This is a genomic window from Microcystis wesenbergii FACHB-1317 (genome assembly GCF_014696875.1).
In the GTDB taxonomy this organism is placed as follows: Bacteria; Cyanobacteriota; Cyanobacteriia; order Cyanobacteriales; family Microcystaceae; genus Microcystis; species Microcystis wesenbergii_A.
The window spans coordinates 101540-122324 of record NZ_JACJQV010000111.1 but is presented as its reverse complement, the minus strand read 5'-3'; the positions used below and the strand labels follow the sequence as shown (position 1 = coordinate 122324).

Sequence of the window (20785 nt, the reverse complement as noted above, 5' to 3'; positions counted from 1 at the left end):
AAAAACTATAATCTTCTCAAAGCAACGATTGGGTCTAATTTAGCGGCACGATGAGCGGGAACAACACCGAAAATCAGACCGATGGCACTGGAAACTCCTAAAGCGAGAATTATCGCAGGGATTGAGACACTGGTGGTTAAAGCGGCAAAAATTCCCGCTAGATACATTCCTTGAATGCCGACAAAAATCCCGATAATTCCGCCAGTGGTGGCTAAAATCACCGATTCAATCAGAAATTGACCTTTTATATCCCCTTCTTTGGCTCCTAAAGCCTTTCTTAACCCGATTTCTTGGGTTCTTTCCGTGACTGACACGAGCATAATATTCATCACTCCGATTCCCCCGACAAACAGGGAAATACTGGCGATCGAGGCTAACATTCTAGTTAAACTATCGTTAGTTTCTTTGGCCATTTCTAAGACTGCGGTTTGGGGGAAAACCTGCACATAATTCTCGTCGCTGACCTGATGACGCATTTGCAGCAGGTTGCTAATCTGAAACTGGGCGGCTTTAATTTGGGCAGAGTTTTTGGCCAAGACAGAAATATGAGTCAGGGGAATGCCAAAGATAGCTCTGCGGCCTTGAACCTGATTAGACATGGTAGTTAGGGGAATTAAGGCTCGATCGTCCTGATTAGCCTCAAATAAGGAGCCTTTCGCCTGTAAAATTCCAATGACTTGAAAACTAAGATTGCCGATGCGAAGATTTTCGCCCACGGGATTGCGATTACCAAAGAGATTTTTGGCTAATTCCGATCCCAAGACAATCACTCGATTATCCCGTTTCAGGTCAGATTCCATAATAAATCTACCTTTAGATAGTTGACGGTTACGCACGTTTAGGTACTCGGCTCCCACCCCGATTAGGGGGCTATTACTGGTTCTATTACCGAAGGATAAAATTCTTTTACCGCTCAATTCGGGAGAAATGGCGGCAATGGCGGGAACTTGAGATGCGATCGCTTGAGCATCTTCGTAGGTGAGAGGCCGGGGATTAGGAATTGTCCGCCGGACATTGCGCGAGGAGGTGGAAACAAATAAAACATTCGGACCGAGGGCTTCAAACTGCTCAATAGCAACTTTTTGCGCTCCTTCACCCACTCCCACTAGGGCAATCACGGAGGCGTTACCGATAGCAATTCCTAGCATGGTCAGACCACTACGCAGTTTATTGCCCATCAAAGCGGAAAAAGCCATTTTCAGGTTTTCGAGCATTTCCATGGTTAGTTACATTCAGTGATCAGTGATCAGTAAACAGTAATCAGTGAAAAGTAAACAGTAATCAGTGAAAAGTAAACAGTAAACAGTGAAAAGTAAACAGTAATCAGTTATCAGGGATAAAGATGAAGATAAATAAATAACTAAATAACTAATTAACTTAAGACTTACATCTGATAACTGATAACTGATAACTGATAACTGATAACTGATTAGCGGGTAGAGATTTGGATCGTTTCCGGTTTACTTAAATCGCCGGTAATAGTTAAACTGCGCCGATTAGCGTTGAGATGACGGACAATTTTATAGATGGCTTCAACTTGGTCACTAGCACCAATTTTGGCCGCTAGAGTGGCTAGGTCAAGAGAAGTCCCCGTTTCCCGAACAACTTGCACGATTTTTCTTTGTAAATCCAGAATAGAAGCGGCGGCTTTTTTCCCTGCTTCTACCCCAGGTTGATGGTAGGCGTTAATATTAACTAAACTAGCATAGAAACTAACGGCCCTTTCGTAGAGGGCGATTAAGGCCCCTACCTGACGGGGAGTAACCTCTGGGATAGTGATCGTGATAGAGTGACGACTATTTTCGTATAAAGCTTGTCGAGTACCTTGCAGTAATCCTGAGAGGAAATCGCCGGCAGTGGAGCCGGTTTCCACTTCTATCGAATCTCCTTGCCGGTCTTTTAACACTTCAATAAAAGTAGCGAAGAAATTGGGAACACCTTCGCGTAATTGTTGGACGTAGGCGTGTTGGTCCGTAGAACCTTTGTTACCATAGACGGCGATCCCTTGGTACACCTTATTACCATCGAGGTCTTTTTCTTTACCGAGGGACTCCATTACCAATTGTTGCAGATAGCGGCTAAAGAGATAGAGACTGTCTTTGTAGGGCAGAATCACCATATCTTTCTCTCCCTTGCCGTTGCCCTCATGATACCAAGCTAGAGCAAGTAGGGCGCTAGGGTTTTTTTTCAGGTTATGGACGCGGGTGGCCATGTCCATTTCTTTGGCCCCGGCTAACATTTCATCAATGTCGATACCCTGCAAAGCGGCCGGGAGAAGACCGACGGCGGATAGTTCTGATGTACGACCACCGACCCAATCCTGCATGGGGAAACGAGTTAGCCAATCTTGGGCGTATTTGTCCAGTTGGCTACCCGGCATAGTGACGGCGACCGCGTGTTGGGGAAAGTCTAAATCTTGTTTTTCGTAAGCGTTGCGGACTTCTAACATTCCGTTTCTCGCTTCGGGAGTGCCGCCGGATTTACTGGTGACGATAACGAGAGTGGTAGCTAAGGGTAAATGGGCTAGGGTGCGATCGATGCCTTTAGGGTCGGTATTATCAATAAAAGCAATCTCTAAGGGGGGATTAAGGGGGGATAGAGCCGAACCGACGAATTGGGGACCCAAAGCAGACCCCCCGATGCCTACACAGAGAATATGGCTAAATTTTGCCCGATTGGGCGGCTTAATCGCTCCAGAGTGAATTTTCTTGACAAATTCTTTGATCTGTGCTATGGGTTCGGTGATTTCGTCCCGCAATTCCTGGTTAGGAGCGAGTTCAGGAGCGCGCAGCCAGTAGTGGCCGACCATACGCTGTTCGTCGGGATTGGCGATCGCACCCTGTTCTAAGGCTGCCATATCTTGGAAAGCACGCTCGAATTTTGCTTCTAGACCTTTGAGAAAAGCCTCATCGAAGGGAATCCGACTGACATCGAGATAAAGTTCTAGGTTAGGGTGATAGTATAACCAATCTTGGTAACGTTGCCAGAGTTGCAGATTATCCATAAAAAAAAGCGAAATTTTGGTTTAATTACTCGTTTAGGAGAGATAAGATTTTATCCTCTCCAATCATCATACAGGTAGTTTTAGACTAGAAGATGACGGTTAAGCATATATTAGGGGTTGGCAAAATGTTAACAGTGACGGAACAATCCCCTAATTGTTCGGTTTGCTGGTGTTGGCTGTTGATTTTTTAACTGGTTCTATGGTTATCTACTCATCCCCTCTCAAAATCGGTAATTTAGCAGTGCATAGCCGCGTCTTGCAATCACCTTTATCCGGTGTCACCGATTTAGTTTTTCGGCGCTTGGTGAGACGCTTTGCTCCTGATTCCATGCTCTATACCGAGATGGTTAATGCGACAGAAATCTCCCAGCTGCAAGAGTTACCGCAATTAATGGTTATCGGGGACAAAGAACAACCAATTAGTATGCAGTTATTTGATTGCCGTCCCGATTTTATGGCTGTGGCGGCGGAAAAAGCGGTTAAGGAAGGAGCGATGACCATCGATATTAATATGGGTTGTCCTGTTAATAAAATTACTAAAAAAGGTGGCGGTTCTTCGCTTTTACGACAGCCAGAAATTGCCGAGCAAATTGTTAGGGAAGTGGTGAGAGCGGTATCGGTGCCGGTAACGGTGAAAACTCGCTTGGGATGGAACGCTCAGGAGATTAATATTATCGATTTTGCCCGTCGTTTGGAAGATGCGGGAGTGCAAATGTTGACCCTGCACGCACGCACCAGGGAACAGGGTTATCACGGGCCGGCCGATTGGCAATGGATTAAACGGGTGAAGGAGGTTTTATCGATTCCTGTCATTGCTAATGGTGATATTGTTTCTGTGGAAGCGGCGATTAATTGTTTGGAATTTACCCGGGCCGATGGGGTGATGTGTTCGCGGGGAACCCTCGGTTATCCCTATTTGGTGGGGGAAATCGATTATTACCTCAAAACAGGCAAAAAGTTGCAGCAACCCACCTCTATTGACCTGTTAAGCCTAGCTAAAGAGCATTTACAGGGGCTATGGCTATACAAGGGACAACGCGGTATTTGGCAAGCACGGAAACATCTGGCTTGGTATTGTCAGGATTTTACCGGTGCGGCGGTTTGGCGCGATCGGTTTTCGCGGATCGAATCCCTGGGGGAGGGCTGTGATTTAATTGATGGAGCTATTGCCCAATTAAACCTTGAAAACGAGAATATTGACAGATAACGGTGGGGTTAGGCTACTTCAGCGACTATAGGGTTGCTCCATGCGCAGGCCCGGGATGACTCGATAGTGCTTCACGTTGAAAGTGCAAAGGGTTGCATTATGCCCAACGGCAGAAGCGGCAATTAAGGCATCAATCAGTCCAACTTTATGAGACAGATGGTAAGTCGTAAAGTCAGATAAAGCACGGGTACAGTCAGCTTCAGTAGGCCAAACAATGGGTAACGGTTTTACAAGCTGTAGGACTCGACGAACCTGTTGCTGGTTCTGAGCATCCTGAATCAACTCCATCACAACAAAGCCAGAGATACTCGGCAGTTCTGGGAGAGAGGCAAACCAAGCGATTGCAGGCTCATAACCCCGCTGAATATCAATCATGACATCAGTATCGACAAGGTACATTTACTACCTAAGCCCGCTCACGGGTTTCAGCTTCATGGCGCAATTTGCTTGCCTGCTCCTGACTATCGATAATATCAGGTCGGGTCGTAGATGTTGTTGCATGGATTATCTTATTAATAGTATTAGTAGTTGTTGCCTGCTCCTGACTATCGATAATATCAGGTCGGGAGCCAATAACCCCAACGCTTTCCCAATAAGCAACTAGCTCCAGCCCTGTTTTAGGAGGATTTTGAAGAAAAGGGCGAAAGGAGAGAACACGCAGAATATACTCTGATAAAGGCAATTTGAGATGAGAAGCTTCTGCAGATAACTCATTCTCTAGCTCTGAAGGTAAATCTAGGCTGATGTTCACGGTATTTCCTCAACGTTCAATGACCTGTCTTTGATTATATCGGAATATATTCAGTTAAACGAAGGGGTTGGGTTTCCTTGGGTCAAACCAGCCTAGGGCTGTGATTTAATTGATAGAGTTATCGCCCAATTAAACCTTGAAAATGAGAATATTTACAGATAACGATCGCACTGACCCGCTATCATCAACCTTGAATAATATTATTAGTCTAACTCTCGGTCGGGTGCAGTGATTGGTTAGATCGCTCCTAATTCTTACCTAGAATCTTGTCATACTCGGAGTGCGACCCAACCCAGAACCAAACTATCTTTTCTTCGTCTGACTTTTTAATCCCTAATGCTCGCCATCCAATGCCGACTCTGACTGACCAGATTTTTTCTCTTGGTTTCACCTCTTTGAACTCTAGGCTGGGGTGAAATGGATTTTCTTGCCAAATCTCGTAATTTTTCTTGGCTGTTTCTTGTCCCCTTTGCGGCAAACTGAGAAAAAGTTGACGAAACCTCTTGGTTCTGGCTGACTTCATTCTTCCCCAAAGCCTTTATCTTCTGTTCTTCCCTCTTGTTCTTCTATCAGGGCTTCCTGTGCCATTGTTATTAAAGCTCCCAATTCCAGATCTTCGTTAGAAAGGCTTTGCTGCCATTTTAATTCACTTTCAATGTCTTCCAGCAATTGTTGAGCAAGTTCATCCTGAAGAGACTCTGGCAGTTTCTGGATTTCTGTGAATGCTTTTTGCAACAGAGTAAGCTAAACGGCTTTTACTTCGGATCACCGATATAGACTCCAAAAGGGTTATAGCTATTGGATCATGCAGGTTAAGCGCCGTTTAGCTTAGTCATGTTTTGTTAATGTTTTACAGGCATCGGACTATTTTACCACCTCCCGAGTCGAGTCATCCCACCATAACCTCACGGATTACTGTCCGGGTAGAAGTCGATAGCATCAGGTTGTAAATAAAGCTCGATCGCTTCGCGTATATTGTTGAGAGTTTCCCTTTGTGTAATACCGGCAGATGTGCATCCGGGCAGTTCCGTTTACAGAACTACCCAAGATGATAACAGATGGACTCCACAAGCATAATCAATGCTCAAGCCCGGGATGACTCGATAGTGCTTCACGTTGAAAGTGCCAAGGGTTGCATTATGCCCAACAGCCATATCAGGTGGGGAGCCAATAACCCCAACACTTTCCCAATAAGCAACTGGCTCCAGCCCTGTTTTAGGAGGATTTTTTTGATAACTCATTCTCTGGCTCTGAAGGTAGATCTAGGCTGATGTTCACGGTATTTCCTCAACGTTGAATGGGAGCATCCCAATTATGTAATGAGTATAAATGCTCAGAAAGTTGAGAAGGCTTTTGTAGTAACGATTCTGGTTCCAATCACACAATGCGCGAGAACCGTTGAAAATCTATGAACTCCCGAAAAGGCTTGCCATATAAGTATTTCGCATCTAAGTACAATTGCTTATGGCAAAAGTGGGATGATCCCTATTAATTAACCCCACTCTGTTGCGGATCTTGACCTTGTACGGCATCGGCAGCGGAAACACCATCACCCTGAAAACCAAAATACCATAAAGTAGCGGCAGCTTCAGCGCGAGTTACTGGTCTTTTTGGCTGAAATAGGGTAGTAAAACCAAAAACTCGCCGAATATTGGCTTGTTCGGCATTTTGAAAATCGGCATAAAGGGCGCGCACCAGCTGCGGGTTAATTTTATTAGTATCCTGAAAACCCCAAGTATTTTTAACCGTATCAAGATTGGCGCTCGGTAAAGCTTTTCTGATATCTAATGGCACTTTCCAAGCGATTAAATCTTCCCGGGTTAAAGGGGCATTGGGACGGAATAAAAGGGCACTACTATCTCCCGTTAAAGGAGAGGGAATTAACCCCGCTTCCGCTAATCCTTGAATATAAATATAATCGGGATCGTTATTTTTAACATCACTAAAAGCTGGGGAACTATTGGCAGTAGCTACACGGATTTGTTTACCCGCTACATTAGCATAAATGGCATTATTAGCCTGTAACAACCAGCGCGCAAATTCTCGGCGCGTTATTGTATCATTAGGGTTAAACTGATTGTTATTACCTGTTAATACCCCTAATCTAGCTAAGTCTTGAATGTGGCTCTTTAAGGGATTAGGTAAGGATTCGAGATCGTTAAAACTGGTGGGATTGAGATTGGGTAACGGGGAGGGACTAGGGGAGGGACTAGGGGAAGCAATCGGCGTTCCTGTTGGACGATAATCGAGGCTATATTCGGTATTGGGAGAAGTGGCAGTTATGGTGATAGTTAATTCTAAATTATCTCGACGGGCTGTCAAGGTGCTATTAACTCCTTCCCCAGAAAAGGGAGTGATAATTTCCCAATTATTATTAACTAATTCCTGTTGATAAAAAGCCTCGATCGCATTGCTGGGATCGTTGGATTGCCAACGGGTTTGCCCACCAGTATTATCAGGATTTGTCTGCACGGATAATAATTCTGATTGACTATATCGAGGAATTTCTGCGGGAAAATTTGCGGGTAATTGCTGGTTATTAGGAGAGTTTTCTGGTATGGGATTTGTTTGTAGATTAGGATCGGCAGCCAGACGATTTTCTAGGGCAGGATTGCCACTACAGGCTGCTAAAATGCCCAGCAGAGTGATAATTGTACTGTAGCGAATAAACTTACTCACGGTCTTTACCAATATTGTTTCCTTAGCTTTATCCTAGCCTATTTACTTAGGTTTTTGACTAGGAAAAATTTTGCGCCACCATTGACGTAATTTCCCCAGCAGAAATCCTCCTAACCCTTTTGTGTATTTTTCAAATTTGTAGTAAAATAAAATGTCGATTATATCCTGGGTGGCAAGATACTTGAGATAGGATACTCCTTGATCAATACGCGCATCACTATATTCTAAATAAACTTTGCGACTGAGGCGATCGGATAAATTCCATTTTGGTTGAAAATATTCCTGCATCCTCTGTTGATAAGGGGCAAAACTACTCGATTTTCCCTGTAAATATTCCTCCATGTATTGACAAGCAATTTCGGCTCCTTTCATAGCATAGCGAATACCTTCCCCTCCTAAAAAGTTAACCGTAGAAACAGCATCACCAATCGCTATAATATTCGGTTCTTGATAATAAATATCTTGCAGATTGAGCGAATATTCTAAAATAGAACCATGGCTGTCAATTATATCATATTTCGAGAGATTCATGTAGGTTTGCATAATTTGTGTAATATAACTTTTTAAAGGCTTAACTTCAGAAATATAAGGATGTTCTCCCTCTAACCAAGCGGCTCCTATTTTTAATTGCTGATTATCCATAGGAAAAATCCAGCCATAACCTTTAGGACTCCATTTATGACCTAGAAAAAACACTAAATTATCTTGATATTTTTGATAATCTAGTTCTGGCACAGCAATTAAATATTCAATACCGACTGCTTTTAAAAAATTAGGTTTTTCTCGTCTATGTTTATACATAACTGCTCTAGCGTATCCCGTGGCATCAACCAATAAACGAGTAGTAACTGTCTCGATTTCCTCGCCTTTTGATTTCAAGAAAACAGTTAGCTGATCCTCCATCTGTTGATATTTCAGATAACGACAACCTAAACGAACTTCTCCCCCCCAACGCAGCACTTCTGCGGCTAAAAACTCTCGCAATTTGGCAAAATCAAAAACTACCCCTAAAGGTTGCGGTGATGACCAAAAATGATGTATGCTGGTGGAGATGATTTCGATATTTTTCCAAAACCTAGCCACTACGGTTTCGGGGAGATTGAATTGTTCTAAAATTTCTAGGGGAGAAGCGGCACTAGAAAAATTATTATCTTGCCAACTAGAATGTTGTTCCACCAAAAGAACACGATAACCTTTTTCACTTAATAATCTGCCACAGTGACCTCCCGCCGGTCCCCCCCCAATAATTACGACATCATAATCCATGATTTACTGCCTCGTCTAATCTTGCTAACTTGCTTCTATTTTACCCTAAATTGCCCCCTGTTAAACCCCAAACTTATGAAGCTGTTGTCCATCTAAATTTGATAAGTAGCTGATTATAATTAAATTAAAAATGGATTTTAGGTTCGATCCCCCTTGCCCCCCTTAATAAGGGGGGTGCCGATAGGCGGGGGGATCTGAAAGTTTTCAACACCTACCTACTTACTCTTTTTAACCTGTTCCCTATTCTCTCATCGAAAGGCCACCAGCTTATGACATTTTTCTTATTATTAGTTACTTCCCTATCGCTGATAATTTGGTTATATTTAATCTTAGCCAGGGGACAATTTTGGCTATCTAACCAAAAAATTAATCCTGTCACTTCTCCTTTAACAAATTATCCAAAAGTCTCGGCAATTATCCCAGCGAGAAACGAAGCCGACGTTTTACCTATCAGTTTAACCTCCCTCTTTAACCAAGATTATCAAGGCGAATTTTCGATTATTTTAATTGACGATCAAAGCAGTGATGGTACGGAAAAAATTGCTCAAGAAATTGCAGAACAATCTCATAAATCTGACCAGATAACTATTATTTCTGGACAAGCTTTAGAGATAGGATGGACGGGTAAATTATGGGCAATGAAACAGGGAATAACAGAGGCTACCGAGAAATTCGCCCCCGATTATTTTCTGTTTACCGATGCCGATATTGCCCACGCACCAGATAATTTAACGCAATTAGTTACTAAAGCAGTACAAGAAAAACAAGCTTTAGTTTCCCTGATGGTGTTGCTACGCTGTGACAGTTTTTGGGAAAAATTTCTCATTCCTGCCTTTGTTTTTTTCTTCGAGAAACTCTATCCTTTCCCCCTAGTTAATAACCCTAATTCCCCGATAGCTGCCGCCGCTGGGGGCTGCATTTTAATTCGCCGAGATATTCTAGAAAAAATTGGCAGTATTGATATTCTTAAACAAGCTTTAATTGATGATTGTTCTTTGGCGATTGCGGTTAAAAAATATCTGCAAAATCACCCCGAAAATACCGAAAAATCTATCTGGTTAGGATTAACAGAAACCACCTATAGTCTCCGTCCCTATCCCGATTTAGCCAGCATTTGGAATATGGTAGCCCGGACCGCCTTTACGCAACTAAATTACTCAACACTTTGGTTAATCGGGACAATTTTCGGGATGTTTTTAACCTATTTAGCCGCCCCCTTGGGCTTAATCTGGGGATTGGTATTAAAACAAACATCAATTATTATAATTAGTACCGTCACCTTATTACTAATGGCCCTCTCCTATAGCCCGACTTTAAGACTATATAAATTATCCCCCCTGCGGGCTTCAACTTTACCCCTAATTGCCCTCTTTTATAGTTTAATGACTGTGGATTCTGCCCTGGGTTATTGGCGCGGCCAAGGGGGAAGTTGGAAAGGGCGAGTTTATCCTAATTAGGATCTGCTGAATAATGGTAAAACCCTTTTAAAATAAGGCTTTTGACCTGTTAAAATCTGATGTTAGTGAAAGAAAATAGTAACTGAAAAAGTCCAGTAGGGTGCGCCCTTCGATAGCGTAACGCACCAAATAAATTAATGATAGGTGTGGTGCGTTAAGACGGATTGTTAGATGATTAAGTAGGAGCGAAGCATTCGGACAATAACCTATTACTGAAACCCTCGATTTCCTATCCGAATGCTTCGCCCGTACCCCGAATTTTTCTCTAGCAAACTCAATTGGGGATGGGGGGTGAGTGCGATCATGGATTTTAAGCTATAATCAAAGATGTTGATTTATCCCCTGAAATTATAATGTTATCGATTAATCTAGATCGAGAAACCGAGAACTATCTAGCAGACATCATTTCCGAAGAGAATATTAGCTCAGAAGAACTTCTGAAAAAACTCATTTACGAACATTGGCAAAGCTTAAAACCGCGTAAAACTTTATTACAACGCCGGGGAGGTCATCCTCAGCATCTTTTAGAAAATGCTCCACCTGATTTGTCATTGCGAGAAAACCGCAAAAAAGTAGTTGCAGAATATATCCAAAACCATTATCAGCAACATCATTTATGACAAATTATCCCCCAAAAATTATTACAGAATCAATCAACCAATTCTCTAACTTCAAAGCAGGCACACGCTCAAATTCACGAGTATTTGCGGTAACAAGAGTCAGATCAAGCGCTAGAGAATGAGCAGCAATCAGTAAATCATTTGGACCGATTGGGGTTCCTGCTTGCTCCAAATGTTTACGAATTAGGGCATAGTGCTTATCTACAGTTGATTCTAATGGCAAAACTGTCAAGAACTCCAGGATGCGTTCTAGTTGCTGCACCAGACGGGAGGAACCACTTTTAACCACTCCAAATCTTAATTCACACGCCACAATGATGCTCGTACAAACGCTTTCTTCGCCGACATCCACAATATGCTGGAAAACCTGACCTTGGGGATACCTGATCAAATGTGATAGGATGTTAGTATCAAGCAGATATTGATAGGTCATTGGGTGGTACTAAAATGTAATGTCATCAAGGGGAAGCAACCCTTCATCTATATCAGGAAAATTGTCTGTAATGTCTGGCAAAGTAGTCAGCAAAGAAAGTAGAGAACCAGAAGAAATCGGCTCAATGATTAAGCGATGACCTTCTTTGCGTAACAAAACCTCTGTACTTGATAGGGCCAGTTCAGGAGGAATAGTTAATACTTGCTCTTGTCCACTTGTTAGTAAAGAAACCTGACGTAAATTTTGCATCTGTTGACCCCTTTGTTAATGATCGCCTTACTATTTTAACTTATTTATCTAGTTATCTCGTTCCCAGGTAGAACCTGGGAACCCTTGATTCAGGTTCTACCTGATAACTGTTGACTGATAACTGTTTACTGAAATTCCAGTTCTTCCTAAATACTACTTTAAGGCAGAGCCTTAGATATTATGTTCCAAGGCAGAGCCTTGGAACAAGGGATAGGTGTGGTGCGTTACGACGGATTGTTAGATTTAAGTTTAAGCAGAGATTGTCGCCGTCTAACGCACCCTACGTTTTACTTTGATGTTTATCGCCGTTATCGAAAAGAACCTTTTGAACGAATCTATTTATAACAATAAAATTTCAGGGCTATTTCATTCTAAAATGTGATGTCATCAAGGGGAAGCAACCCTTCATCTATATCAGGAAAATTGTCTGTAATGTCTGGCAAAGTAGTCAGCAAAGAAAGTAGAGAAATGGAAGACAGAGTCTTAGATATGCAGACATTCAGGACACTTATTATCATGTTCTGTCACCGCGATCGCCCTTGATTGCTTTGCCATCATCCTAGGCCTTTCAAACCCTTAACTGTAATAATTGTACTGTATTTGGGGTTTGCGGCAAAAAGTTTGTTGTTTTGCTAATAAAGTCCCAAAACCATTTTTTAGCAAAGCTGCTACCGATATTCAGCCAGTCCTAATTAGTTAGAGCAAGCCTCAAGAATTCCTAGCAAATTAACTAAGGGGTTATCCTAATGCTTGCTGCTATCAGCTTAATTTTCTTCGTCCGCTTCTGGGGTTGGTTGTGGTAAACGAGCGATAAAATCTTTCATTTGGGGATGATTAAACATTTTCTCCGTGTCTTGCAGAAGACTTTTACCCCAGAGATTTTCCCCTAAAAATTTCAGACTGGCATAACGACTATCGCTAGTGAGAGCGGCCTGAGCTAATTTGATCCCCTCCTCAGTTTTTCCTTGACTATAAATAGCCACCGCAATAGCTAACTGAGGTTCCGGCTGTTTAGGATCGATTTTCAAAGCGGCCCGCCAATCTTTAAGAGCGGCTTCCTTATCACCCTGTTCGTATTTAACTAAACCAATATTATTAATAGCCGGCCAAAAATCTTTATCTTGACTAACAGCTTTTTCGTAAGCTGCAATCGCATCAGGATATTGTGCTAACTTGAGATAGGAATTACCGAGATCAAAAAGAGCGGGGGAGATATCGGGTTTAATTTGCAAACCCGCTTCAATCTGGGCAATAGCAGACTGGTAATCCTGATTCTGAAAATAGGCACTACCGAGGGAAAATTTAATATTAGCTTGGGCCTCGGCGGGAGCAAGGGACAAAGATTGATTTAATGCCTCGATACCGGGTTGTACCTGATCGTCTTGCAGATATAAACTACCGAGAATAAACCAAGTTTGATAGAGATGGGGGGCTAACTGCACCGCTAACCTAGCTCGGGAAAGGGCGGCATCGGTACGGCGAAAACGAGCTAATTGGATGGCATCTTCGGCCATTTCAATTCCCGCTTGTTCCATCTGTTCTAACCCTGGTTCGATGGCGTAGGGGAGTAGTGCTTGGGAAAAAGCTGGCGGGCTGCCAGCGACGAAAAAAATGAGCAAAGAAATGATTAATCGAAGTTTTGGCACAGTTTACCCCCGCGATAGGCCTTTTTTAATCAGTCTATCTCGCTTGGGAGTTGTTGGCTAAAGAAACAACAAAGGCAACTCTAGAGACGTTAGTATATAACCAATTAACTTTTGGCTGATCGATGGCAATAACCGTGTTGGGAAAATCAAATCGCCCCCTATTTTGGATATTCGGACTCATGGCTAGTGGTTTTCTGGCGGTGGGAGTGGTTTCTTATCGCTTACTGCAAACACCTCCTCCTGCCCTAGAATTGGCGAAAATGACCGTTCCTGCTCAACGGGAAACCCTCGCTGTGGAAATTAAAGCTAGTGGTAGGGTGGAACCAATCCAAAGTGTCAACATTAGCCCGAAAAACCCTGGCCGATTAGTGCGATTATTGGTGGATCAGGGCATGATTGTTAAAAGGGGACAAACCCTCGCTGTCATGGATAATTTAGAGGTGTATGCCCGGGGAATGCAGTCAGAAGCGCATCTACGGGAAGCTCTAGCCAATCTGGAACAGGCTAAACGCAGTATTCCCGAAGATATCCGGCAATTACAAGCCCGATTTTATCAGGCCCAGGCCAGTTATAAGCAATTAGAAGCCCGTTTAGCTCAGGCCAAAGAAAGAATTCCCAAAGATTTAGACCAGCTGCAAGCTCAGGTACAAGCAGCCCAATCCCGTTTTCGACTAGCAGAAAATCGGGTTAAACGCAATGAAAATTTAGTCCGGGAAGGAGCGATCGCCCAAGACCAATTTGATGCCGTCCTCAATGAATATCTCAACGCTAAAGCCAATTTAGACGAATCGATCCGCCGTTTGGAACAAGCAGATAAAACTGCTTCCCCAGAAGTGGCCGGAATTGAGCAGGAAATGATCCGAGCGGCAGCAGCGATCGCAGAAGCGAAATTTGCCCTCGAACAACGCCAAAAAACCCAAGAAACCGAGCTGGCTCGACTAGAATCAGCAGTAGCGGCCGCCAGGGCCGATTTAGAGCAAATCAAGATTCAATACCGCGATACGGTCATTACTGCTCCCTTTGATGGCATCGTCACCCAAAAATACGCCACCGAGGGTTCTTTTGTCACTCCCACCACTTCGGCCTCTAGTACCGCTTCCGCCACTTCCACCTCGATTATCGCCCTGGCATCGGGATTGGAAGTGATTGCGAAAGTGCCGGAAGTAGATGTGGGTTTATTGCAGCGCGGCCAACCCGTGCGCATTGTCGCCGATGCTTTTCCTGAAGAAGTCTTTGAAGGTCGAGTTATTCTCGTGGCTCCTGAAGCAATTATCGAGGATAATGTTACTTCTTTTGAAGTGAGAATCGGTTTGGTGACGGGACGCGACAAACTCAAATCAAAAATGAATGTGGATGTAACTTTTGTCGGCCAGCAGTTAGATAATGCCCTCGTCGTGCCGACTGTAGCCATTGTCACCCGGGAAGGCAAGTCAGGGGTTTTAGTTCCCGATGCCGAAAATAAACCCAGTTTTAAACCCGTTTCGATCGGTTTGGTCTTAGACGATAAAACTCAAATTTTATCAGGTTTGGAAGCCGGAGAAAAGGTCTTTATCGATCTCCCCCAAGGGGCTGAAGATACCTCGAAAACTAAAATCAGTAATCAGTAATCAGTAATCAGTGACCAGTGAAAGATACTAAATTTATTGAAAATTGAAAACTTAAACCTAATAACTTAAAAATTAAACCTGATGACTGATAACTGATAACTGATAACTGATAACTGATAACTGATAACTTAAAAATTAAACCTGATAACTGATAACTGATAACTGATAACTGATAACTGATGACTGATAACTGATAACTGATAACTGATAACTGATAACTGATAACTGATAACTGATAACTGATAACTGATAACTGATATGTTTATCATCGAAAGTTTAAAAATGGCCGTCGCCACCCTAGGGGCCAATAAAGTGCGTAGCGGCCTGACCATGTTAGGAATTATCATCGGTAACGCTTCGGTGGTGGCCATGATCGGTATTGGCCAAGGGGCGCAAACCTTAGCCAATGACCAGTTTGCTAACTTGGGACCCAATACCCTTTTTGTGGTGCCGGGGTCGCGACAAGCACGCAATACCACCGTTAATTTACCGAAAACCCTAGTTTTAGCTGATGCTCAGGCGATCGCCGAACAGGTTCCCACCGTCGCCGAAGTCGCCCCAGAAATAAACGCTCGTTTCTTGATTTCCTATCGTAATCGCAACATGACGGCTCTAGTGACGGGAAGCACCCCAGAATACGCTTCTGTTCGCAATTTTACCCTAGAAAAAGGTCGTTTTATCAATAATATCGATCTAGCCCGCAACAAACGAGTAACGGTAATCGGCCGTGAAGTGGTAGCGCAACTTTTCCCCACCCAAAATCCCCTCGGTCAACAGCTGCGGATCAAAAATCTCAGTTTTGAGGTGATCGGGATTTTAGAGGCGAAAGGCTCCTTTTTTGGCAATAATCAGGATGAAATGCTGATTATTCCCCTTAGCACCATGAACTCGCAACTGGTGGGCAAAACCTCTGCCTACGGTGTCGAGTTGAGTTGGATTAGTCTCACCGCGCGATCGGGGGAGGAAATCCGCGCCGCTAAGTTCCAAATCCAGAATCTCCTGCGTTTACGCCATAAAATCGTCGCTGAGGATGATTTTCGCGTCGAAACTGCTAAACAGATGATCGAAATCTTCGGCACGATTACCCAGGGTCTCACCCTACTTTTGGCTCTAATCGCCGGTATTTCCCTAATTGTCGGTGGTATCGGGGTGATGAATATTATGCTCGTTTCGGTTTCGGAAAGAACTGGGGAAATCGGACTAAGAAAAGCGATCGGAGCCAGAGAACAGGATATTCTCTTACAATTCCTGATTGAATCAACTCTCGTTTCCATCGCCGGCGGTGCGTTTGGTATTCTCTTCGGTGCAGGAGCGATCGTTCTCGTCTCCAGTTTCTCTCCCCTGGCTGCCACTGTTTCCGCCAGCGCCGTCGCCCTGTCTTTGAGCGTTTCCACGGGTATTGGTCTCTTTTTTGGCGTTTTTCCCGCCTATCGTGCCTCTAAATTAGAACCGATTGTCGCCCTCAGAAGTGTCTAAGCTGCCCGCGCATTAGTAAAGGGATTGGGGGAGATTCAGCTAATCTCAGGATAGGCGGTTAAAATGCGCCTTAGCTTAATTTTTTAACGTTTCCTTAAATCTGTAAATAGACCATTTAATTGATGATTATTTATTCTTAATTCTCCTGACTACTGATACCATTTTTCATAAGTAATGGCAGAGATGGTTAATCGCCCTAACCCCCCACCCCCCCAACCCCCCCGACGTCGGGGGGGCAAGGGGGGGTAAGATACCTGCCAAGAATAAAGAAAAATGGTATGACTACTGGCTACTGACTCCTAACCCTAACAACAATTTTTGATTTTTACAAGAGATCTAATGTGTGGGACGGATTTGATAATCCCGATAACGACGATAATCATTGAGAATGCGATCGTGATCAAAGCATAAAGGTTGGGGGAATTCCCAGAGATGAAAAATCCCCACTTTTTTGGCATCATCGGCAGCGATCGGTTTGCCTTTTGCCGTGGCGATAAAAACGATACTAATGGTGTGTTGACGCGGATCGCGGTTAGGATCGGAATAGACGTGAAATTGCTCGATTAACTGCACCTGCAAACTGATTTCCTCGTAAGCTTCCCGAATGGCCGCCGTTTCCACCGATTCACCGTAGTCCACGAATCCCCCCGGAATTGCCCAACCAAAGGGCGGATTTTTTCTCTCAATCAGTACGATCGGACGGTGGGGCGAGTCGATCAGTTCGATGATAATATCAACAGTGGGAGCAGGATTGCGATAGGTTGTCATCTTTGGCGTTGCTGATTTGATCTCTGAATCTTCTTCTGTGGGATTTTTAAACCCTAAACCCAAACTGACTTTTGGATACGATGTACAGTGGGCATTCATACCTTCTATTTAAACTTAAGTATTTATACTCAGGAAGAAAGTGGGATGCCCCCACTTTCTTTTATCTGTTTTAGGGGTTTCTAGAAGTTGATTAGTCATACCCTTATTCAACTCAGTTAGTCGCTCAAATTCTTGTGCTTGGCACTGGTTTAACCGATAAAAAGGAAGTTTAAGTGTGAGAGTTAAAGTTGCCACGCCGTTTATCTTAACAGACATCTTGCCCGGTTGTGTAAAATTAGGATACGCTTGCTTACAACCAATCGAGTAATTTTGCCCGTAAAGTCTTTTTGCCGAATTTAGTTACAGTTTGTTGACGCAACCATTGCGGGTGACAACGTTGATCCTGACCGGGCAAAATTTCTAGACAAGCTTTAGCCACCTTTTCGGCATCTCGATAGGGAACACGCCACCCCACTAAACCATCCTGCAGCGGCTCTGCTGAACCGTCCTCATCTCCAGAAATCACGGGAATACCACAGGCCATCGCTTCTAGGTAAACAATCCCGAATCCTTCCCGGGAGGGCATAACGTAAGCATTGGCTAAACGATAATGGTCGGCTAATTCCTCCGTGGGGACAAAACCGGCGAAAATTACCTGTTTATCCACTCCTAACTGCTTGGTTAAAGCTTCTAACCTGGGGCGATCATCCCCCCGTCCAATGACTAGATATTTTACTTCGGGATAAGTCTCTAGAATTGTCGGCAGGGCCCGAATGGTCACATCTACCCCTTTATAGATATCCCCCGACCACAACCGGGCCACTGTTAATAAAACTTTGGCATTTTCTAGATCATATTTCTTGATTAATGTCAAGGACTTTTCACCTAAATTAAACTTTTCCTCATCCACCACACAGGGGAGAATTGCTACTTTTTTGGGATCAATAGCGTTAGCCTCACACATAAGATCGCGACTGTAACGGCTAATTGTCCAGATCGATTCGGCCGCTTGCAGGGCCTGTTTTTGGGAATTTGCTAAAGGTTCCCAGACTTCTTTGCCGTAGGTGAGGACGGTGTAGGGTATGCCTAAAGCTTGACAGTAAAGACGGGTGAGGGGGGCTAAATTTATATGACCACAAAAAACCCGTTGGGGACGTTTCCGGAGGAGAGAAACCAGAAATTTAAGGGCTAATTGGATGCGTCCGAGAGTTGCTGAGTTATTTTTCAGGTAATGAAAGGTAATACCTTGATTTTTGAAAGGATTAGGACAATCAGGGGCATCCCGCAGCAAAAAAACCTCGGCCGCCTCGGAACCGGGCAAAGTGAGATAAGCTTGTAGAACATCCTTGATATACGATTGAATACCGCCTTCTTGGGCAAAAATCTCTAAAAATAGGAAGATATGAGACATGATAGAACGTCAGCGTCAAAAAGGTTTAGGTTGGGCGAAAAAATTTTCCCTGATCTCTTATCTGTACTATCGCACTTTCTTGATCTATCTCGATCGTCCCCCAAGTAATACATCCTCACCGCTAACAGTCCGAAAAAGAACAATCTGGTCGCTGTTCTTGAGTTTAACTGCCAGAATCAGGATAATTCCGATGCTGATAGCTAAAATAACTGATATTACTCAGTTTAGCTGATAATGCTGGCCAAGGAGATAGATAAAAAGTGAAGGACGGGGAAATAGTCAGAATTTTCTGGGATGCCACAGATAAAGCTATTTCTTTGTCCCCAGTGTCATCGAGGAATCTTCCCTTTTTAACGCTGGATATTTTCAGGAATTACTGGAGACAAAAAAAATTAAACTTCCTCAACTGCTCTGGCAAAGGTTACAAATGCCCCGAGAACGGTTAAGCTTATTTTAATCTCTGTAATTGCTTTTATGGCTCATTTAACTTCTGAAAGACTCAATTTAACCACAAAGATCGCCTATGGTGCGGGGGATTTTGGACCGGCTATAACTGCTAATATCTCGGTATTTTACCTGCTATTTTTCCTCACTGATGTGGCAGGATTATCGGCAGGATTAGCTGGTAGTGTGCTGATGGTGGTGAGAATTTTCGACGCTATTAACGATCCGATTATTGGCATGTGGAGCGATCGAACTCGTACTATTTGGGGTCGTCGCTTACCCTGGATGTTATTGGGGTCAATTCCCTTCGGAATTAGCTATTTTTTACTGTGGTTAATCCCGACTAATAACCAATTATGGTTATTTTTATATTATATTTTTATCGGCATTATCTTTAATTTAACCTATACAGTAGTCAATCTTCCCTACCAGGCACTCACCCCTGAATTAACCCATGATTATAATGAGAGAACCCGCTTAAATAGTTTTCGTTTTGCCTTTTCTATCGGGGGCAGCATTCTCTCATTAATTCTCTATATTCTCGTCTCATCGTCCTATCGCAACGATCTCCATCAAGCTTTTTTATTGTTAGGTGTAGTTTGTGCTTTAATATCGATTATAGCAGTTATTTGGTGCGCTTTAGTTTTGCAAGAACGAGGAGCAAAAGCGATTCTCAATTCTCCCCAGAAAAAAGTTTTGGCAATTGCTTTTATAGTTATCGGTGGGCTTTCCTCGGTCTATGGACTAGGAAAAATTGGGGTAAATCCCAGAGACTTTATCGCTATTTCCACAATTTTATTAGGAATAGAAGGGATAGTTTCGGGGTTAACCCTTTACTATGGCAAAACTGAAAATCATCTCAGGGATAGCGCAGCAATTAAACAGAGGGAAGCTGCTAATAATACCGAAACTATTCCCCTGAAAGAACAATTAAAAATAGTTTTTGGTAATCGTCCCTTTTTATACGTTATTGGCATCTATCTTTGTGCCTGGTTAGGAGTACAATTAACCGCCTCGATTTTGGTTTACTACGTCGTCAGCTACATGAGACTATCGGAAGCACAATCGGGTTTAGTCGCTTTAGCAGTACAGGGAACAGCTTTAGTGATGTTATTTTTCTGGCAAGCAGTTAGTCAGAAATTGGACAAAAAGATAGTCTATTTTTTAGGGATGACAGTCTGGATTATTGCCCAAATCGGTTTATTTTTGCTCCAACCAGGAGAAATAACTTTAATGTATACTTTGGCAGTTTTAGCGGGATTTGGCGTATCTGTGGCCTATTTAATTCCTTGGTCAATGGTTCCTGATGTGATTGAATTAGACGAATTAGAAACAGGAAAACGTCGAGAAGGTATTTTTTATGCTTTCATGGTACTTTTGCAAAAAATTGGTTTAGCTTTGGGGTTATTTCTTGTCGGTATTGCCCTGGAAACATCGGGTTTTAAACCGAGAATCCCAGGAGAAGCAATTCCCGTGCAGCCAGATAGTGCTTTAATAGCAATTCGCCTAGCAATTGCCCCTTTACCAGCATTTTTCCTGATCATTAGCTTAATTCTTGCCTATTTTTATCCAATTACTCGCCAAGTTCACGCCGAAATTTTAGACCGATTAGCAGCAAGAAGACAAGAAGAAAAGTAGTCCTTGCTGAATCAAGCTATGAATGCCAATTGTGCATCGTATCCAAAAGTTAGTTTGGGTCTAGGTTTTAAAAATCCCCATACCCATGGC

Annotated in this window: 22 protein-coding genes and 2 pseudogenes; 7 read left to right on the top strand and 17 right to left on the bottom strand. The window is 43.2% G+C overall.

Annotation, left to right across the window (positions count from 1 at the left end; genetic code table 11):
* Nucleotides 1-5 precede the first annotated feature (5 nt).
* The gene (locus H6F92_RS08555; protein ID WP_190357526.1) at nucleotides 6-1220 is read right to left on the bottom strand and encodes an ABC transporter permease; all 1215 of its coding nucleotides are present in this window, start codon (nucleotides 1218-1220) and stop codon (nucleotides 6-8) included.
* A 209-nt stretch (nucleotides 1221-1429) separates the two neighbouring features.
* Complete coding sequence (locus H6F92_RS08550) at nucleotides 1430-3004, bottom strand: glucose-6-phosphate isomerase (protein WP_190357525.1); 1575 nt, start codon at nucleotides 3002-3004, stop codon at nucleotides 1430-1432.
* A gap of 199 nt (nucleotides 3005-3203) precedes the next feature.
* On the opposite strand from H6F92_RS08550, the gene dusB reads away from it, so the two are divergent.
* Nucleotides 3204-4211, top strand: a complete 1008-nt coding sequence (dusB, locus tag H6F92_RS08545) for a tRNA dihydrouridine synthase DusB (protein WP_190357524.1) — start codon at nucleotides 3204-3206, stop codon at nucleotides 4209-4211.
* A gap of 18 nt (nucleotides 4212-4229) precedes the next feature.
* Here the strand turns inward: dusB and H6F92_RS08540 are convergent, their stop codons facing one another.
* The 7 genes from H6F92_RS08540 to H6F92_RS08510 form a co-directional block, all read right to left on the bottom strand.
* The gene (locus H6F92_RS08540; protein ID WP_190357523.1) at nucleotides 4230-4610 is read right to left on the bottom strand and encodes a type II toxin-antitoxin system VapC family toxin; all 381 of its coding nucleotides are present in this window, start codon (nucleotides 4608-4610) and stop codon (nucleotides 4230-4232) included.
* Nucleotides 4611-4617: 7 nt separating this feature from the next.
* Nucleotides 4618-4962 (bottom strand): hypothetical protein, encoded by a 345-nt coding sequence (locus H6F92_RS25430; protein WP_199308167.1) that lies wholly within the window; start codon nucleotides 4960-4962, stop codon nucleotides 4618-4620.
* Between the two features lie 247 nt (nucleotides 4963-5209).
* Complete coding sequence (locus H6F92_RS08530) at nucleotides 5210-5485, bottom strand: ParE family toxin-like protein (protein ID WP_190357522.1); 276 nt, start codon at nucleotides 5483-5485, stop codon at nucleotides 5210-5212.
* The gene (locus H6F92_RS08525; protein ID WP_190357540.1) at nucleotides 5482-5700 is read right to left on the bottom strand and encodes a hypothetical protein; all 219 of its coding nucleotides are present in this window, start codon (nucleotides 5698-5700) and stop codon (nucleotides 5482-5484) included. The genes H6F92_RS08530 and H6F92_RS08525 overlap by 4 nt, the downstream gene beginning before the upstream one ends.
* A gap of 293 nt (nucleotides 5701-5993) precedes the next feature.
* On the bottom strand, nucleotides 5994-6203 hold the full coding sequence (locus tag H6F92_RS08520; protein ID WP_190357541.1) for a PIN domain-containing protein: 210 nt from the start codon (nucleotides 6201-6203) through the stop codon (nucleotides 5994-5996).
* 247 nt (nucleotides 6204-6450) lie between these two features.
* Complete coding sequence (locus tag H6F92_RS08515; protein WP_190357521.1) at nucleotides 6451-7653, bottom strand: S-layer homology domain-containing protein; 1203 nt, start codon at nucleotides 7651-7653, stop codon at nucleotides 6451-6453.
* 30 nt (nucleotides 7654-7683) lie between these two features.
* Nucleotides 7684-8907, bottom strand: a complete 1224-nt coding sequence (locus tag H6F92_RS08510; protein ID WP_190357520.1) for an NAD(P)/FAD-dependent oxidoreductase — start codon at nucleotides 8905-8907, stop codon at nucleotides 7684-7686.
* Between the two features lie 269 nt (nucleotides 8908-9176).
* Here H6F92_RS08510 and H6F92_RS08505 point away from each other — a divergent pair, with 269 nt between their 5' ends.
* Both H6F92_RS08505 and H6F92_RS08500 read left to right on the top strand, forming a co-directional pair.
* Nucleotides 9177-10364 (top strand): glycosyltransferase, encoded by a 1188-nt coding sequence (locus H6F92_RS08505; RefSeq protein ID WP_190357519.1) that lies wholly within the window; start codon nucleotides 9177-9179, stop codon nucleotides 10362-10364.
* 353 nt (nucleotides 10365-10717) lie between these two features.
* Complete coding sequence (locus H6F92_RS08500; RefSeq protein WP_190357518.1) at nucleotides 10718-10984, top strand: hypothetical protein; 267 nt, start codon at nucleotides 10718-10720, stop codon at nucleotides 10982-10984.
* A 4-nt stretch (nucleotides 10985-10988) separates the two neighbouring features.
* Here H6F92_RS08500 and H6F92_RS08495 read toward each other — a convergent pair whose 3' ends face one another.
* Complete coding sequence (locus H6F92_RS08495; protein ID WP_002788601.1) at nucleotides 10989-11417, bottom strand: type II toxin-antitoxin system VapC family toxin; 429 nt, start codon at nucleotides 11415-11417, stop codon at nucleotides 10989-10991.
* 9 nt (nucleotides 11418-11426) lie between these two features.
* Complete coding sequence (locus H6F92_RS08490) at nucleotides 11427-11666, bottom strand: antitoxin (RefSeq protein ID WP_002779916.1); 240 nt, start codon at nucleotides 11664-11666, stop codon at nucleotides 11427-11429.
* Between the two features lie 180 nt (nucleotides 11667-11846).
* Here H6F92_RS08490 and H6F92_RS08485 point away from each other — a divergent pair, with 180 nt between their 5' ends.
* On the top strand, nucleotides 11847-12011 hold the full coding sequence (locus tag H6F92_RS08485; RefSeq protein WP_190357517.1) for a hypothetical protein: 165 nt from the start codon (nucleotides 11847-11849) through the stop codon (nucleotides 12009-12011).
* A gap of 26 nt (nucleotides 12012-12037) precedes the next feature.
* Here H6F92_RS08485 and H6F92_RS27030 read toward each other — a convergent pair.
* The 3 genes and pseudogenes from H6F92_RS27030 to H6F92_RS08475 form a co-directional block, all read right to left on the bottom strand.
* Nucleotides 12038-12142: pseudogene (locus tag H6F92_RS27030) on the bottom strand (AbrB/MazE/SpoVT family DNA-binding domain-containing protein); the annotation flags it as partial.
* 288 nt (nucleotides 12143-12430) lie between these two features.
* The gene (locus H6F92_RS08480; RefSeq protein ID WP_190357516.1) at nucleotides 12431-13312 is read right to left on the bottom strand and encodes a tetratricopeptide repeat protein; all 882 of its coding nucleotides are present in this window, start codon (nucleotides 13310-13312) and stop codon (nucleotides 12431-12433) included.
* A 34-nt stretch (nucleotides 13313-13346) separates the two neighbouring features.
* Nucleotides 13347-13493 carry a hypothetical protein gene (locus H6F92_RS08475; RefSeq protein ID WP_002740204.1) on the bottom strand — a complete coding sequence of 49 codons (147 nt, stop codon included), beginning with the start codon at nucleotides 13491-13493 and terminating at the stop codon, nucleotides 13347-13349.
* Here H6F92_RS08475 and H6F92_RS08470 point away from each other — a divergent pair.
* Entirely contained in the window at nucleotides 13435-14919 is a 1485-nt protein-coding gene (locus H6F92_RS08470) for an efflux RND transporter periplasmic adaptor subunit (RefSeq protein WP_190357515.1), read from the top strand. The two genes, H6F92_RS08475 and H6F92_RS08470, sit on opposite strands and share 59 nt — an antisense overlap.
* A gap of 258 nt (nucleotides 14920-15177) precedes the next feature.
* On the top strand, nucleotides 15178-16395 hold the full coding sequence (locus tag H6F92_RS08465; RefSeq protein WP_190357514.1) for an ABC transporter permease: 1218 nt from the start codon (nucleotides 15178-15180) through the stop codon (nucleotides 16393-16395).
* 336 nt (nucleotides 16396-16731) lie between these two features.
* Here H6F92_RS08465 and H6F92_RS08460 read toward each other — a convergent pair whose 3' ends face one another.
* From H6F92_RS08460 to H6F92_RS08455, 3 genes and pseudogenes are all read right to left on the bottom strand, one after another.
* Nucleotides 16732-17163, bottom strand: coding sequence for an NUDIX domain-containing protein (locus tag H6F92_RS08460; RefSeq protein ID WP_190357513.1), 432 nt, complete (start codon nucleotides 17161-17163; stop codon nucleotides 16732-16734).
* A 135-nt stretch (nucleotides 17164-17298) separates the two neighbouring features.
* Nucleotides 17299-17457 (bottom strand): annotated as a pseudogene (locus H6F92_RS26750) (RNA-guided endonuclease TnpB family protein); the annotation flags it as partial.
* 55 nt (nucleotides 17458-17512) lie between these two features.
* Nucleotides 17513-18616 (bottom strand): glycosyltransferase family 4 protein, encoded by a 1104-nt coding sequence (locus H6F92_RS08455; RefSeq protein ID WP_190357539.1) that lies wholly within the window; start codon nucleotides 18614-18616, stop codon nucleotides 17513-17515.
* Between the two features lie 471 nt (nucleotides 18617-19087).
* Between H6F92_RS08455 and H6F92_RS08450 the strand changes: the two genes are divergently transcribed.
* Nucleotides 19088-20695, top strand: a complete 1608-nt coding sequence (locus H6F92_RS08450; RefSeq protein ID WP_190357512.1) for an MFS transporter — start codon at nucleotides 19088-19090, stop codon at nucleotides 20693-20695.
* Nucleotides 20696-20785 lie beyond the last annotated feature (90 nt).

What these genes read in the sequence shown, in the direction of transcription:
- H6F92_RS08510 (WP_190357520.1), bottom strand. Translation starts at nt 8,907, where the DNA reads ATGGATTATGATGTCGTAATTATTGGGGGGGGACCGGCGGGAGGTCAC.
- H6F92_RS08475 (WP_002740204.1), bottom strand. Translation starts at nt 13,493, where the DNA reads ATGAGTCCGAATATCCAAAATAGGGGGCGATTTGATTTTCCCAACACG.
- H6F92_RS08505 (WP_190357519.1), top strand. Translation starts at nt 9,177, where the DNA reads ATGACATTTTTCTTATTATTAGTTACTTCCCTATCGCTGATAATTTGG.
- H6F92_RS08465 (WP_190357514.1), top strand. Translation starts at nt 15,178, where the DNA reads ATGTTTATCATCGAAAGTTTAAAAATGGCCGTCGCCACCCTAGGGGCC.
- H6F92_RS08495 (WP_002788601.1), bottom strand. Translation starts at nt 11,417, where the DNA reads ATGACCTATCAATATCTGCTTGATACTAACATCCTATCACATTTGATC.
- H6F92_RS08470 (WP_190357515.1), top strand. Translation starts at nt 13,435, where the DNA reads ATGGCAATAACCGTGTTGGGAAAATCAAATCGCCCCCTATTTTGGATA.
- H6F92_RS08520 (WP_190357541.1), bottom strand. Translation starts at nt 6,203, where the DNA reads ATGAGTTATCAAAAAAATCCTCCTAAAACAGGGCTGGAGCCAGTTGCT.
- H6F92_RS08460 (WP_190357513.1), bottom strand. Translation starts at nt 17,163, where the DNA reads ATGACAACCTATCGCAATCCTGCTCCCACTGTTGATATTATCATCGAA.
- H6F92_RS08450 (WP_190357512.1), top strand. Translation starts at nt 19,088, where the DNA reads ATGGCTCATTTAACTTCTGAAAGACTCAATTTAACCACAAAGATCGCC.
- H6F92_RS08550 (WP_190357525.1), bottom strand. Translation starts at nt 3,004, where the DNA reads ATGGATAATCTGCAACTCTGGCAACGTTACCAAGATTGGTTATACTAT.
- H6F92_RS08530 (WP_190357522.1), bottom strand. Translation starts at nt 5,485, where the DNA reads ATGAAGTCAGCCAGAACCAAGAGGTTTCGTCAACTTTTTCTCAGTTTG.
- H6F92_RS08485 (WP_190357517.1), top strand. Translation starts at nt 11,847, where the DNA reads ATGTTCCAAGGCAGAGCCTTGGAACAAGGGATAGGTGTGGTGCGTTAC.
- H6F92_RS08500 (WP_190357518.1), top strand. Translation starts at nt 10,718, where the DNA reads ATGTTATCGATTAATCTAGATCGAGAAACCGAGAACTATCTAGCAGAC.
- H6F92_RS08540 (WP_190357523.1), bottom strand. Translation starts at nt 4,610, where the DNA reads ATGTACCTTGTCGATACTGATGTCATGATTGATATTCAGCGGGGTTAT.
- H6F92_RS08555 (WP_190357526.1), bottom strand. Translation starts at nt 1,220, where the DNA reads ATGGAAATGCTCGAAAACCTGAAAATGGCTTTTTCCGCTTTGATGGGC.
- H6F92_RS08490 (WP_002779916.1), bottom strand. Translation starts at nt 11,666, where the DNA reads ATGCAAAATTTACGTCAGGTTTCTTTACTAACAAGTGGACAAGAGCAA.
- dusB (WP_190357524.1), top strand. Translation starts at nt 3,204, where the DNA reads ATGGTTATCTACTCATCCCCTCTCAAAATCGGTAATTTAGCAGTGCAT.